Source organism: Nocardioides caldifontis, assembly GCF_008087345.1.
GTDB classification, from domain to species: domain Bacteria; phylum Actinomycetota; class Actinomycetes; order Propionibacteriales; family Nocardioidaceae; genus Marmoricola_A; species Marmoricola_A caldifontis.
Genome location: NZ_ML701735.1, coordinates 321359 through 335611 on the forward strand (window position 1 = coordinate 321359; position 14253 = coordinate 335611).

General features: G+C 72.1%; 13 protein-coding genes. 5 read left to right on the forward strand and 8 right to left on the reverse strand.

Annotated elements, in window-relative coordinates:
* Positions 1 to 15 precede the first annotated feature (15 nt).
* On the forward strand, positions 16 to 444 hold the full coding sequence (locus FIP57_RS01530; protein WP_148571232.1) for an SRPBCC family protein: 429 nt from the start codon (positions 16 to 18) through the stop codon (positions 442 to 444).
* A gap of 10 nt (positions 445 to 454) precedes the next feature.
* Here the strand turns inward: FIP57_RS01530 and FIP57_RS01535 are convergent, their stop codons facing one another.
* Complete coding sequence (locus FIP57_RS01535; RefSeq protein ID WP_148571234.1) at positions 455 to 1114, reverse strand: LuxR C-terminal-related transcriptional regulator; 660 nt, start codon at positions 1112 to 1114, stop codon at positions 455 to 457.
* Entirely contained in the window at positions 1114 to 2391 is a 1278-nt protein-coding gene (locus tag FIP57_RS01540; protein WP_148571236.1) for an ATP-binding protein, read from the reverse strand. Before FIP57_RS01540 ends, FIP57_RS01535 begins: the two co-directional genes overlap by 1 nt.
* 144 nt (positions 2392 to 2535) lie before the next feature.
* Between FIP57_RS01540 and FIP57_RS01545 the strand changes: the two genes are divergently transcribed.
* From FIP57_RS01545 to FIP57_RS01555, 3 genes are read left to right on the forward strand one after another with little or no spacing between them, the layout of a single operon-like run.
* Positions 2536 to 3714 (forward strand): PspC domain-containing protein, encoded by a 1179-nt coding sequence (locus FIP57_RS01545; RefSeq protein ID WP_162529646.1) that lies wholly within the window; start codon positions 2536 to 2538, stop codon positions 3712 to 3714.
* A complete protein-coding gene (locus FIP57_RS01550) occupies positions 3711 to 4118 on the forward strand; it encodes a hypothetical protein (protein WP_148571240.1) in 408 nt (135 codons plus the stop codon). The genes FIP57_RS01545 and FIP57_RS01550 overlap by 4 nt, the downstream gene beginning before the upstream one ends.
* Positions 4119 to 4144: 26 nt before the next feature.
* Entirely contained in the window at positions 4145 to 6760 is a 2616-nt protein-coding gene (locus tag FIP57_RS01555; protein ID WP_203230988.1) for a bifunctional FO biosynthesis protein CofGH, read from the forward strand.
* On the opposite strand, the gene FIP57_RS01560 is transcribed toward FIP57_RS01555, so the two are convergent.
* Complete coding sequence (locus FIP57_RS01560; RefSeq protein WP_148571244.1) at positions 6700 to 7986, reverse strand: cytochrome P450; 1287 nt, start codon at positions 7984 to 7986, stop codon at positions 6700 to 6702. The two genes, FIP57_RS01555 and FIP57_RS01560, sit on opposite strands and share 61 nt — an antisense overlap.
* 115 nt (positions 7987 to 8101) lie before the next feature.
* Positions 8102 to 8296 carry a hypothetical protein gene (locus tag FIP57_RS01565; RefSeq protein WP_148571246.1) on the reverse strand — a complete coding sequence of 65 codons (195 nt, stop codon included), beginning with the start codon at positions 8294 to 8296 and terminating at the stop codon, positions 8102 to 8104.
* A 144-nt stretch (positions 8297 to 8440) separates the two neighbouring features.
* On the opposite strand from FIP57_RS01565, the gene FIP57_RS01570 reads away from it, so the two are divergent.
* A complete protein-coding gene (locus tag FIP57_RS01570; protein WP_148571248.1) occupies positions 8441 to 9412 on the forward strand; it encodes a GlxA family transcriptional regulator in 972 nt (323 codons plus the stop codon).
* Between the two features lie 13 nt (positions 9413 to 9425).
* Here FIP57_RS01570 and FIP57_RS01575 read toward each other — a convergent pair whose 3' ends face one another.
* The 4 genes from FIP57_RS01575 to FIP57_RS01590 are packed head-to-tail and all read right to left on the reverse strand — an operon-like array spanning position 9426 to position 14228.
* The gene (locus FIP57_RS01575; protein WP_238993203.1) at positions 9426 to 10265 is read right to left on the reverse strand and encodes an ABC transporter ATP-binding protein; all 840 of its coding nucleotides are present in this window, start codon (positions 10263 to 10265) and stop codon (positions 9426 to 9428) included.
* Positions 10262 to 12094, reverse strand: a complete 1833-nt coding sequence (locus FIP57_RS01580) for a branched-chain amino acid ABC transporter ATP-binding protein/permease (RefSeq protein WP_148571250.1) — start codon at positions 12092 to 12094, stop codon at positions 10262 to 10264. Before FIP57_RS01580 ends, FIP57_RS01575 begins: the two co-directional genes overlap by 4 nt.
* Entirely contained in the window at positions 12091 to 12975 is an 885-nt protein-coding gene (locus FIP57_RS01585; RefSeq protein WP_148571252.1) for a branched-chain amino acid ABC transporter permease, read from the reverse strand. The genes FIP57_RS01580 and FIP57_RS01585 overlap by 4 nt, the downstream gene beginning before the upstream one ends.
* Entirely contained in the window at positions 12975 to 14228 is a 1254-nt protein-coding gene (locus FIP57_RS01590; RefSeq protein ID WP_148571255.1) for an amino acid ABC transporter substrate-binding protein, read from the reverse strand. The genes FIP57_RS01585 and FIP57_RS01590 overlap by 1 nt, the downstream gene beginning before the upstream one ends.
* Between the last annotated feature and the right edge of the window lie 25 nt (positions 14229 to 14253).

Below are 14253 nucleotides of genomic sequence, written 5' to 3' on the forward strand. Positions count from 1 at the left end.
GAGAGAGGACGAACGATGGCACGCAGCTACGAGGAGACCGTCGAGGTGGCCGCGCCGCCGGAGGTGGTGTGGTCGGTGCTCGTCGACGTCGAGGGGTGGCCGCGGTGGACGGCGTCGATGACCTCGGTCGAGCTGGTCACCCCGGGGCCGCTGCGGCTGGGCTCGGTGGCGAAGGTGAAGCAGCCGAAGCTGCCGCCGTCGACCTTCACCGTCGACGGGTTCGAGGAGGGGCGGTCGTTCTCCTGGTCCGCAGCGTCACCCGGGATCAGCTCGACCGGTGACCACCGGATCGAGCCGACCGCCACCGGCTCGCGGGTGACGGTGGTGCTGCACCAGAGCGGCGCGATGGCGGGATTCGTCGGGCTGGCCTACGCGAAGCTGATCCGCCGCTACGTGCGGATGGAGGCCGAGGGGCTCAAGCGGGAGGCGGAGGCCCGCGGCTGAGCCTGCCCGCTCAGAGGAGCCGGCGGTCGGTCGCCCAGCGCGTGAGCTCGTGGCGGGAGGAGAGCTGCAGCTTGCGGAGCACGCTGGAGACGTGCGTCTCCACGGTCTTCACCGAGATGAAGAGCTCCGAGGCGACCTCCTTGTAGGCGTAGCCGCGCGCGATCAGCCGCATCACCTCGCGCTCGCGCTCGGTGAGCCGGTCGAGGTCCTCGTCGATCTGTGCGACCTCGATGGAGCCGGCGAACGCGTCGAGCACGAACCCGGCGAGCCGCGGCGAGAAGACCGCGTCGCCCGTGGCCACCCGCTCGATCGCGCTGACCAGCTCGGGGCCGGTGATCGTCTTGGTGACGTAGCCCCGCGCGCCGCCGCGGATGGTGCCGATGACGTCCTCGGCGGCGTCGGAGACCGACAGCGCGAGGAACCGCGTGGACGGGCTGCGGTGCGCGGAGCGGCGCATCACCTCGACCCCGCCCCCGCCGGGGAGGTGCACGTCGAGCAGGACGACCTCCGGCTGGTGGTCGACGACCGCCTTGACCGCGCCGTCGACGTCGGCGGCCTCGGCCACCACGTCGACCCGTCCGGTCAGCTCGGCCCGGACCCCCGAGCGGAACATCGCGTGGTCGTCCACGATCACCACGCGGCGCAACGCGCGGCCTCCGGCCGTCTCCATCAGTCGCCTCCTGTCCCGGGGAGTCGCATCCCCACCCTCACCTCGGTGCCCTGGCCCGGGGCGGACCGCACCTCTGCCGTGCCTCCGTGGCGCTCCATGCGCGCGATGATGCTGCCCCGCACGCCGAGTCTGTCGAGGGGGACCGTCTCGAGGTCGAACCCCTTGCCGCGGTCGCGGACGAACACCTCGGCGCGGCCGCCGGCCACCTCGACGTACACGTCGACCTGGGCGGCGCCGGAGTGGCGCACGGCGTTCGCCATCGCCTCCCGCGCGGCGGCGACCAGAGGCACCGTCTCCTCGCCGACCGGGCCGTCGCCGACGGTGACCACCTCGACCGGCACGCCGTGCACGTCCTCGACCTCCGCGGCGGCCTTCCGCAGCGCCGCGGCGAGCGTCGTCTCGGCAGCCGCCGGCTCGCCGTAGAGCCACTCCCGCAGGTCCCGCTCCTGGGCGCGCGCCAGCTTCGCCACCTGGCCGGCGTCCCCGGCGCTCTTCTGGATCAGCGCCAGCGTCTGCAGCACCGAGTCGTGGAGGTGCGCGGCGACGTCGGCCCGCTCCTGCTGCCGGACCCGTGCCGCGCGCTCCTCGGTGAGGTCGGTGCCGAGCCGCACCAGCCAGGGGCCGAGGGTCAGCGCCAGCCCGACCATCCCGAGCACGCCGGCGACGACCACGTCGCGCGCGGTCGACAGCCCGCCGGTCTGCGCGGCGAAGATGAAGAGGGCCGTCACCAGCAGCCCCAGCCCGGTCCCGAGCCGGGCCCACGCAGCGGCACCGCCCTCGCCGACCACCATCCGGCGCCAGTCGAGCCCGCCCGACGCGTCGAGCCAGCGGCTGCGTTGGGCCTCGTCGGCCTGGCGCCACAGCACCATCAGCCCCACGGCGGCCAGCAGCGCCGGACCGACGAGGAACGGACCGCCGCCGAGCACCATGTCGACGACGACCGCGAGCCCGAAGACCAGGCACCCCACCGCCACGAGCGCCCCGGCGTCCCGGACCCCGCGTCGTCGCGTGGGCCGCTTGCCCTGCCTGGTCGCGGCGTCGAGCCCGGGGCTGGACCCTGCGGCGTCCGTGCTGCCCTCCATCGGCAGCGTCAGCCAGAGCCCCGCGTAGAAGAGCACGCCGAAGCCGACGAAGCTGGTGAGCAGGAAGAGCACCCGCACGACGAGGGCGTCGACGCCGAGGTGGTCGGCGAGCCCGGCGGCGACGCCGCCGAGGTAGCCCCGCTCCGGGGAGCGGAACGCCCGCCTCGGGCCGGTGGTGGTCTGGGTTCCGCTCATGTCGGTTTCATCGTCACACAGCGGGTGGGCGCGGACCACGAGGTAGGACCCTGACCCTCCCCTGACCCCCCGACCCGCCCCCGGGGGCAGGATCAGGGGCGATCCCGATGGTGGGGAGCCATGCCGCGGAGGAGGGTTGGTGCCATGACCGAGACACCTGGCCAGGGCGGCGTGGACGCGGGTTCCGTGCCTCCTCCGCCTCCCCCGCCACCTCCGGGGTGGAACAGCGACAACCTCCGCGACTACCGACGGCTGCGGCGCAGCCGCACCGACCGCAAGATCGCCGGCGTGGCCGGCGGCCTCGGCCGGCACCTCGACATCGACCCGACGATCATCCGGGTCCTCCTCGTCGTGCTGGTCTTCTTCGGCGGTGCCGGACTGCTGCTGTACGGCGCGATGTGGCTGCTCGTCCCCGAGGAGCACACCGGGGACGCGGTGATCCGCACCAGCGACAGCACCCGCAACGCGCTGCTCATCGGCGCCGCGGTCCTCGCCGGGCTGGCCGCGGTGGGCGACGCGTTCGACGGCTACGGCTTCCCCTGGCCGCTCGCGGTCGCCGCCATCCTGGTGGCCGTGGTGCTCAGCACCCGTGACCGCGGGGCCCGCTCGCAGGCCGCCCCGCCGCCGCCTCCGGGCACCCCGACCGGTCCGCCGTCGGCGCCGGTCGCCCCGCCGGCGTGGTACCCGCCGACCCCACCTCCTCCTCCGCCGGCCCCGCGCCGGCGCCGCGGGCCCCTGCTGTTCGGCCCCACGCTCGCGCTCCTCGCCGTCACCTTCGGCGGCCTGGGCGTCTACGAGGCGGCCGGCGGCACGGTCTCCGACGCGGCGTACCCCGCCGCGGCGACCGCCGTCATCGGCGTGATGCTCCTGGTCGGCGCCTTCTACGGCCGCGCGGGCGGGCTGATCGCGCTCGGCGTCGTCAGCAGCGTGGTGCTCGCGGGCACCGCGATCGGCGACCCCGGCTTCGACGGCGAGCGCGACCTCCTGGTCCGCCCGCGGGACGCGGCGAGCCTGGAGAGCGGCTACGACGTCCCGGCCGGGAGGTTGGAGCTGGACCTGACCGAGATCGACGACCTCTCGGAGCTCGACGGCCGCAAGGTGGAGCTCGACGTCAACGCCGGCGAGGTGCTGGTCGTGCTCCCCGAGGAGCTGCGGGTGCGCTACGACACGGCGATCGAGTTCGGCGGCGAGATCGTCACCCCCGAGGGGAACTCGGACGGATGGGGCCCGTCGCGCGTCGGCGTGCTGGAGGAGACCGCGGAGTCGACGCTCGACCTGGAGGTCGACCTCCGCTTCGGACGGATCGAGGTGCGACAGCAGTGAGCAGCCACGAGCACGTGCACGACCACACCTACGACTACGGCGGCGGCTACGGCGGCGACCACGGCGGCGACTACGGCGGCGACTACGGCCAGCCGGGCGAGCGCCGCGGCTCCGGCCGCCACCCGCTGAGCACCGCCTACCTGGTGGCCGGGCTGGTGTTCCTCGGCATCGCCGCCGCCTGGGCGTTGCGCGCCGCCGAGGTCATCGACGACGAGGGCTCGAAGTGGATCGCGCCCGTCGTCCTCGTGGTCGCTGGTGTCGCCGGGCTGGTCGCCTCGCTGACCCGATCGGCGCTCCCCCGACGCGCCGCGAGGGGCGGCTCCGACGAGCTCCCGCCGTTCGACGAGCCGGGCGGTGACGACGGCGACGAGGCCGACCGAGGGGCGGGTCCTCTGGCGCGGTGAGCCGTCCGGCTCGCTACCCTCGGGCGGTGGCTCACCTCGAGAACACCCCGCCGACCCCGCAGCAGCTGCGCCGGGCGCTCGCCCGGGTACGCCGCGGGGCGGCACTCGACCTGGAGGAGGCGACCGTCCTCCTCGCCGCCCGGGGCGACGAGCTCCGGGAGCTGATGGCCGGCGCCGCGCGGGTCCGGGACGCCGGGCTCGTCGCGGCCGGCCGCGAGGGGGTGGTGACCTACTCCCCCAAGGTCTTCGTGCCGCTCACCCACCTCTGCCGGGACCGGTGCCACTACTGCACCTTCGTCACCGTCCCGGGCAAGCTCGCCAAGGAGGGCAAGGCCCCCTTCCTCTCCCCGGACGAGGTCCTCGACCTCACGACGCAGGGCGCCGAGCTGGGGTGCACCGAGGCGCTCTTCACCTTGGGTGACCGCCCGGAGGATCGGTGGCCCGAGGCCCGGCAGTGGCTCGACGAGCACGGCTACGACTCGACCCTCGACTACGTCCGGGCCATGGCCGTCCGGGTACTCGAGGAGACCGGGATGCTCCCCCACCTCAACCCCGGGGTGATGTCGTGGGCGGAGATCAACCGGCTCAAGCCGGTCTCGCCCTCCATGGGGATGATGCTCGAGACCACCTCGACCCGGCTCTTCACCGAGAAGGGCCAGCCCCACCACGGCTCCCCCGACAAGGACCCCGCAGTCCGGCTCCGGGTCCTCGAGGACGCCGGCCGCCTCTCGGTGCCGTTCACCACGGGGATGCTCGTCGGGATCGGCGAGACCCTCCAGGAACGCGCCGAGACGGTGTTCGCGCTCCGCAAGGTGGCCCAGCGGTACGGCCACGTGCAGGAGGTCATCGTCCAGAACTTCCGCGCCAAGCCGGACACCGCGATGCGCCACGAGGACGACCTCGGGCTCGAGGAGTACCTCGCCACGATCGCCGTCGCACGCCTCGTGCTGGGCCCGAAGATGCGGGTCCAGGCGCCGCCGAACCTGGTGGACCTGGACGAGTGCAAGGCGCTGCTCGACGCCGGCGTCGACGACTGGGGCGGCGTCTCGCCGCTCACCCCCGACCACGTCAACCCGGAGCGTCCGTGGCCCTCGCTGGAGCGGCTCGGCAACGTCTCGGCCTACGCCGGCTTCGACGTGCAGCCGCGGCTCACCGTCCACCCGGAGTACGTCCGGGCCGGCGAGCCGTGGATCGATCCGCGGGTCAGGGCCCACGTCGAGGCACTGGCCACCGAGGACGGGCTGGCCCGTCCCGCCGTGCGGCCGAAGGGGCTGCCGTGGCAGGAGCCGGACGGCGGCTTCCAGCCCTCCGGCGCCGGCACCGGCCGCACCGACCTCCACGAGTCGATCGACACCACCGGCCGCTCCACCGACCGGCGCACCGACTTCGACGACGTCTACGGCGACTGGCAGTCGCTGCGCGAGCAGGTCGGCGCGACCTCGGTCGGCGCCACGACGGCCCTCGACTCCGACGTGGCCGCGGCGCTGCGCCAGGCCGAGGCCGACCCGCGGCAGCTCACCGACGAGCAGGCCCTGGCGCTGGTGACCGCGGAGGGCCCGGCGCTCGACGAGGTCCGCCGGATCGCCGACCACTACCGCCGTGAGGTCAACGGCGACGAGGTCACCTACGTCGTCAACCGGAACATCAACTTCACCAACGTCTGCTACACCGGCTGCCGCTTCTGCGCGTTCGCCCAGCGCCGCACCGACGCCGACGCCTACTCGCTCTCCCTCGACCAGGTCGCCGACCGGGCCGCGGAGGCGTGGGAGCTCGGGGCGTCCGAGGTGTGCATGCAGGGCGGGATCGACCCCGAGCTGCCCGGCACGGCGTACTTCGACCTGGTCACCGCGGTGAAGAAGCGGGTGCCGGAGATGCACGTGCACGCCTTCTCGCCGATGGAGGTGGTCAACGGCGCGTCACGCACCGGGCTCTCGATCCACGACTGGCTGCTCAAGGCGAAGGAGGCCGGACTGGACACGATCCCCGGCACTGCCGCGGAGATCCTCGACGACGATGTCCGCTGGATCCTGACGAAGGGCAAGCTGCCGACCGAGGCGTGGATCGAGGTCGTCACGACCGCGCACCGGCTCGGGATCCGGTCGAGCGCGACGATGATGTACGGCCACGTCGACCGCCCGCAGCACTGGGTCGCCCACCTCCGGGTCCTGCAGCGGATCCAGGACGCAGCGCTGGATTCTGGGGCGGCAGGGTTCACCGAGTTCGTCCCGCTGCCGTTCGTGCACACCAGCGCGCCGATCTACCTGGCCGGCGTGGCCCGGCCGGGGCCGACGCTCCGCGACAACCTCGCGGTCCACGCGGTGGCCCGGATCATGCTCCACGGCCGCATCGACCACGTGCAGACCTCGTGGGTGAAGCTCGGGGTCGAGGGCACCCGGCTGATGCTCCAGTCAGGCGCGGACGACCTCGGCGGCACGCTGATGGAGGAGACGATCTCCCGCATGGCGGGCTCCGAGCACGGGTCGGCGAAGACCGTCGCGGAGCTCACCGAGATCGCGGCCGGCATCGGCCGCCCGGTGCGCGAGCGCACCACGACGTACGGCGAGGTGCGGCGCCGCTCGGCTCAGGTGGAGGCGACGACCACGCCCGAGCCGAGCCGGACCGGGAGCGACTCGACCCCGTAGACGATCGACTTCCGGCGGAAGTCGATCTGGTCGGTCGCCAGGCTGAGGTCGGGGAACCGCCGCGCGAGGGCGGGGTAGGCGATCCGCAGCTCCATCTTCGCCAGCTCCGCGCCCACGCACCGGTGGAACCCGTGGCCGAACGCCAGGTGGGAGACGGCGGTGACGCGGTCGGGGTCGAAGGTGTCGTCGGCGCCGACGCGCGGGTCGCGCCCGGCGCCGGCGAGGTGGCAGATGACGACGTCGCCGGCCTTCACCTTCTCGCCGGCGACCTGCAGGTCCCGCTTCGCGAACCGAGGGAAGGCGATCTGCACGACGCTCAGGTAGCGAAGCAGCTCGTCGACCGTCGCGTCGACCGACGACGGGTCGTCGATGAGCCGGCGGTAGTGCTCGGGGTGCTCGAGGAGCACCGCGGTGCCGAGCGCGAGCATGCTGGCGCTGGTCTCCAGCCCACCGGTGAAGGCGCCGTCGGCGAGCCCGGCGAGGTCGAAGTCGTTGATCTCGTGCCCGTGCTCGCGGATGATCTGGCCGACCAGCCCCTCACCCGGGGCCTGCCGCTGGCGGCGGGTGAAGTCCATGAGGTACTCCCGCGACCCGCTGATCGCCCCGAGCGCCCCGGCCCCGCCGCCGGTGACGTCGAACCGCGCGGAGGCGAGCGACCGGAAGCTCTCCCGCTCCTCCGCGGGGAGCCCGAGCAGCTCGCAGATCACCAGGAACGGCACGGGGAACGCGAAGTCGCGCACGAGATCGGCATCGTCACCCCTTTCGGCGAGCACGTCGAGCTGCCGCTCGACGATCGCGGTGATCCCCGGGCGGAGCCGCGCCAGCCTGCGCATCGTGAACTCCGGGGTGAGCAGCCGACGGAGCCTCGTGTGGTCAGGCGGGTCGGTGAACCCCAGCCCACCGATGTCGCCGGAGCTCGCGTCCCCGCTGCGGCCGACGTAGGGCCGGATGTCGTTGCTGAAGTCGTTGGCGTTGGTGAGCACCTCGCGGACCTCGGCGTCGCCGGTGACCACCCAGACGTCGATGCCGAGGAACGACGTGAGCCGGTGGACCGGCGCCGTGGCACGGAGCTCACCGAGCCGGGCGATGGGGTCGAACTCGTCGCGAAGGAGGGGCCATACCAGCCGGTCGGGCACGCGGTCGACCTTCGAGAGGTCCACCGGCCCGACCCGGCTCATCAGCCGGTTCCGGACGAACCCCTGGATCTGTGTGCGGATCCGTCGCATCTCTCGGCCCCCTCCGCCGTGGTCGTCGCAGCGAGCATAGGGAAACCGGAGCAGTCGCGGACCCCTCCACCCCGGGAACCCGGGGAAATCTCAGGGGTTGCCCGGAGCGGGCGGCTCAGACGCCGGCGGGGCGCGGGCGCGGGCGGGTCCGTCCTTCCAGGGCGCGGACGCCACGACGACGCGCGACGGCAGTCCGGAGGACCTTGCGGCGGGGGTTGCGGAGCATCGAGTCGTTCATGGCGTAGAGGACCAGCGCCGGCCAGACCGCCAGCACGAGGACGATGCCGAGTGCGGTGAAGAAGATGTCCATGGCCGTCAGCCTGCTCCTCCTCAACCGGCTGCACGAGGTGGCTGAGAGTCAATGACCGTTGATTTCCGGCCACGATTTTCCGGCGACCCGTGGCTGCATCTAGCTGGTCTTGCACGAACCGCCACCGGGGACCAGACTGGCGGCATGTTGCGGAACATCGCGGTGGTGGCGCTCGACGGCGTCTCCCCCTTCGAGCTCTCGATCTTCAGCGAGGTCTTCGGGGTCGACCGGACCGACCGCGGGCTGCCCCGCTACGACTTCGCGATCGCGACCCTCGACCCCCGCCGCGTGATCCGCACCAGCGGTGGCTTCGACATGCTGGTCCGGGACGGGCTCGAGCGGCTCGAGGAGGCCGACGTGGTGGCCGTCGCCCCGTCGAAGCCCTACGAGCGGGAGTACGAGCCGGAGGTCCTCGAGGCGCTGCGCCGCACCGTCGACCGCGGCGGCCGCGTCCTCTCGGTCTGCTCCTCGGCGTTCGCCCTGGCGGCGGCCGGGCTCCTCGACGGCAAGCGCGCCACGACCCACTGGATGCACGCCCCGCTGATGGCCGAGCGCTTCCCGCAGGTCCAGGTCGACCCCGACGTGCTGTACGTCGACGAGGACCCGGTCTTCACCTCCGCGGGCACCGCCGCCGGCATCGACCTCTGCCTCCACCTGGTCCGCAAGGAGCAGGGCGCCGAGGTCGCCAACGCGCTGGCCCGCTCGATGGTCGTCGCGCCGCACCGGTCGGGCGGGCAGGCGCAGTTCGTCGCCACCCCGGTCCCCGAGCCGCGGCCCGGGAGCACCCTCGCGCCGGTGCTCGAGTGGGCGACAGCCCACCTCGCCGAGGAGCTGACCGTCGAGCTCCTCGCCGCGCGCGCCCACATGTCCGAGCGCACCTTCACCCGCCGGTTCCGGTCGGTCACCGGCACCACGCCGTACGCCTGGGTGCTGCAGCAGCGGCTGCTCCTCGCCGAGCAGCTCCTCGAGGGGCGCCCCGACCTGTCGATGGAGGAGGTCGCCTCCCGCTCCGGCTTCGGCACCGCCGCGGCGATGCGCCACCACTTCGTCCGGGAGCGCGGCACGCCCCCGTCGGCCTACCGGCGCACCTTCCGCGCCGAGGTGCAGGCCGGCTGACGCTGCCCTCGGGTCACGGCTCGGAACCGGCCGAAGGCTCCCCCGCCGCGCCGCCGACCACCTCGGCGGCCACCTCGGGGACCGTCTCGGTCTCGGTGTGGTGCGCGGTCCCGCCGAAGTACATCTGGGCGATGTCGGCGTCGCCGAGGATCTCCTCGGCGGTCCGCGCGGTGACCACGCGTCCGCTCTCCATCACGATGCCGTGGGTCGCCATCCGCATGCCGAACCGGACGTTCTGCTCGACGATGAGGATCGTCTTGCCGGCGTCCCTGAGCACCAGCACCGACTCGTAGAGGCTCTGCAGCGCCTTGGGATCCAGGCCGAGGGAGGGCTCGTCGAGGAGGAGCAGCACCGGGTCGAGCATCAGCGACCGGGCGAACTCGACCATCCGCCGCTGGCCGCCCGAGAGGTTGCCGGCGTTGTCGTCCGCGCGCTCAGCCACGATCGGGAAGAGCTCGGCCACCTCGTCGTACCGCCGTCGGACGAGGGCGCGGTCGCGCCGCTCGATGTAGGCACCGAGCAGGACGTTCTCGCGGACCGTCATCTGCGGGAAGAGCGCGTTGGACTGCGGCACCTGGGAGACGCCACGCTTGAGGATCTCCGCGCACGAGGAGCGGTCGATGCGCTCGCCGGCGAGGTGGACCTCGCCGAGCCGCGGGGTGAGCAGCCCGCTCACCGTCCGGAGCACCGTCGACTTCCCCGCGCCGTTGGGCCCCACGATGCAGGCCACCGAGCCGGTGGCGACCTCGATGTCGACCCCCTGCAGCACGTCGCCGCCGCCGTACCCGGCGACGACGCCGGTCATCCGCAGCATGGTCGTGCCCACCGCCGTCCCGGAGCTGTCGTGCGTCACTGGCCCACCTTGTGCTCGTCGCGGTAGTCCAGCTCGAAGTCCTCACCCAGGTAGGCGTCGATCACCGCCGGGTCGCGCTGGATCTCGTCGGGGGTGCCGCTCGCCATCGTGCGTCCCCGGGCCAGGACGTGGACCGGGTCGCAGAGCCCCAGCACGAACGGCATGTTGTGCTCGACGATGAGGAAGGTCTTCCCGTAGGAGTTGAGCTCCCGGATCATCTCGCCCATCCGGTCGATCAGCACCGGGTTGATGCCGCCGGCCGGCTCGTCGAGCAGGATCACCTTCGGGTCGAGCATCAGGATCTGGGCGAGCTCGACCAGCTTCTGCTGGCCGTAGGAGAGCGCCCGCGCCTTCTGGTCGCGGAAGGCGCGCATCCCGACGAACTCCAGCAGCTCCTCGGCCGCCTTCGCCTCGGCGCCACTCACCGCGACCTTTCCGAGCTGCGCCACGGAGAACCGCCGCTGCACCGCGACGACGTTCTCGAGAACGGTCATCTCCCGGAACAACCGGGTGATCTGGAAGGTGCGCCCGAGCCCTCGGTGCGCCCGCTCCCACGGCGCCAACCCGTCGATCCGCTTGCCGTCCAACCAGATCTCCCCCGCGTCGGCGCGGATGGTGTCGTCGATCAGGTTGAAGATCGTGGTCTTGCCGGAACCGTTCGGACCGATCAGCCCGGTGATCGACCCCTCGGGCACCGCGAACGACGCGTCGTCCACGGCCTTCACGCCGCCGAAGGCCTTGTGCAGCCCCTTCACCTCGAGCACCGCGCGGTCGGGGATCGTCGAGCGGTCGACCAGCTGCACGCGGTCGGTGAGCGAGGCGAGGCTGCCGCCGGTGCCGATGCGGGCGCCGACCAGCCCGGCCTTGCCACGGGTGCGGAGCCAAGCGAGCCCAGACTCGACCGCCGGCAGGATCCCCTGCGGCAGGAAGATCACGACCGCGACCAGCAGCCCGCCGAAGAGGAAGAGCCGGGTGTTGCCGCCACCCCAGTCGTTGTTGGCGGTCTCGTTGAGCCACTCGATGAGGAAGGCGCCCAGCACCGGGCCCCACAGCGTGGCCTTGCCGCCGATCAGCATCGACAGGATCAGCTGGACGCTGAGCAGGATGCTGAACATCCCGCGCGGGTCGATGAAGGTCAGGTAGTAGCCGTAGACCGCGCCGGCCATCCCCACGAAGATCGCGCTGGCCATGAACGCGATGATCTTGTGCGTCGGCAGGCTGATCCCGATCGTGGCGGCCTTGGTCTCGTCCTCACGGATCGCGATCAGCCCCATGCCAAGCTTCGTCCGCCGGATCCACCAGGTCATCAGCAGCTGGAGGGCCAGCAGCCCCAGGAGCACGTAGTAGAAGGGCTGGTTGCCGATCTCGAAGTCCCACTGGGGCAACGGCAGCGTGAGCCCCGCGGTGCCGTTGGTCAGCGACACCCAGTTGACCGCGATCACCTGGACCAGGAACAGGAAGGCGACCGTGATGATCACGAACGCCGGCCCGCGCGAGCGGAGCGAGACGAACCCGAGCACCAGCGCGACCACGGCGGCCACGACCCCCGCGACCGGGACCCACACCCACACGCTGGTCTCGGGCATCCGGGTGGCCAGCACGCCGATCGTGTAGCCGCCCAGCCCGATGAAGGCGCCCTGGCCGAGCGAGATGTAACCGGCGAAGCCGGAGATGATGCTGAGCCCACTGGCGCCGATCGCGAAGACCAGCGACAGGATGATCATGTTCTGGTAGTAGAGGTCGTCGCTCACCTGGGGGAAGACCAGCAGCAGCACGGCTGCGGCGAGCACGAGAGCCCGCCCCACCCAGATCGGCTTGGGGACGCTCATGCCGGCACCGCATCCTCTCGGAGTCGCATGCCGAGGATCCCCTGCGGACGGAGCAGGAGCACCGCGAACACGATGGCGTAGGGAACGGCGGTCGCCCAGGCCGGCGAGACGTACGCCGACGTCATGGTCTCGGCGAGGCCGAACAGGAGGGCACCGAGGACGGCGCCGTTGAGGCTGCCGAGACCACCCAGCACCACGATCGCCAGCAGGCGGGCGATCCAGGCGTAGTGCGACCCCGGCACGAACGGGTAGAGCACGGCGGTGATCGCGCCGCCAGCGCCGGCGGCCGCGATCCCGATGCCGAACACGAGGGCCGCCACCGCGGCGACCTTGATGCCGACCAGCTCGGCCGAGGCGGGGTTGGTCGCGGCGGCCCGGATCGCCCGGCCCAGCCACGTCTTCGTCAGCAGCACCCACAGCAGGGTGAGGACGACGACGGCGATCAGGCCGCCGTACACCTGAGCCTTCGGCAGGAACAGCCCGCCGATGGTGAAGGACTCGTCGGTGTACGACGGCCGGACCGCGGTCGAGTTGTTGCCCCAGATCTCGCCCATCGCCCCTTCGAGCACCAGCGCCAGGCCGAAGGTCAGCAGCACCGTCGACGCCATCGGCGCGGTGCGGACCGGTGACACGACCACCTTGTAGGTGAGCCACCCGATCGCGAACACGATCGGGGTCGTGAACACGATGGCCAGGAGCGGGTCGATCCCGAAAGAGTCCCACAGCCAGTAGGTGACGAAGGCCCCCACGATCAGGAAGGCGCCGTGGGCGATGTTGATCACCCGCATGACACCGAAGATCAGGGTCAAGCCACTCGCCGCCAGGGCGTACACGCCGCCCAGGAGCAGGCCGAGGACGAGGGTCTGGAGCAGCTCGGTCATCAGCCGGCGCCGCCCGGGGTCCAGTCCCGCTTGATCTCGGCGGTCGCGGCGTCCTCGGGCAGCACGATCTGGGCCTCCCCGCCCTGCCACTGGCCGATCAGGAACTCGCCCGTGGGGGCACCGTTCTCGTCCCAGGACAGCGGGCCGAGGATCGTCTCGACCTCGTTCTCGCGCAGCCAGTCGGCGAGCGCCTGCTGGTCCTCGATGCTGCCGACCGCCTCGACCGCTGCCTGCAGCACCTGGCCAGCGGCGTAGGCGTCCGCGGCGTCCTCCGGCGGCATGCCGCCGTACTCCTCCTCGTAGGCCTGCACGAACTCGGCGTTGCCCGGTGTCTCGGCGTCGGGGTGGTGGCTGACGGCGAAGAAGACGCCCTCGGTGTTCTCCTCGCCGACGCCCTCGGAGAACTGGTCGCCGAAGGACGGCGCGTTGGTCTGGAAGAACATCTCCGGCTTCAGCCCCGCCTTGAGCATCGCGCGGGTCATGCCGATGCCGTCCTCGAACTGAGCGCCGTGGAAGACGAGGTCCGGGTCGGCGTTCTTGATGGCGCTGACGATGGTGTCGAAGTTCTTCGTGTCGATCGCGTAGGTCTCTTCGTAGACCGTCTCGACGCCGGCCGCCTCGAGGGCCTCACGGGCGCCTTCCACGACGGGGGCCGCGAACGGGTCGTCGAGGGTGGGGTACGCCGCCGTCTTCGGCCGCTCGTCCTCCGGCAGGTTGGCGACCCAGTCCGCGAACACCAGCCCCTGGCGGTCGGCGGTCGCCTGCTGGGAGAAGAACAGGAACTTGAAGCCGCGGCTGAACATCTCCGGCGAGCCACCGGCGGGCTCGACGTAGACCATCTTGGCCTTCTCGGCCACCGCCGACGCCGGGAGGTTGAGCAGCGAGGAGAAGGTCCCGAGGAGGAGGTCCACCTTGTCCTGGCCGATCAGCGCGTTGTAGTCGGCGACGATCGTGTTCTGGTTCGACGCGTCGTCCTTGACGACCAGCTCGACGTCGCGGCCGAGCAGCCCGCCGTTCTCGTTCACCATGTTCTTCCAGATCTGGTAACCCTGCTCCGCGGCCTGGCCGGGCTGGGAGAACTCACCGGTCAACGGGAGCGACGTGCCGATCCGGATCGGGTCGTCGGAGTCGCCGCCACCGCCACCGCCACCACCGCCGTCGGAGTCGTCGCCACCACAGGCAGCGAGACCGAAGGCCAGCGCACTCGTCAGGGCCACGGCGGACAGCCGCCTGCGGCGTGAAAAGTAGGACATGCTTCCTCCTCGGTGAAGCCACACG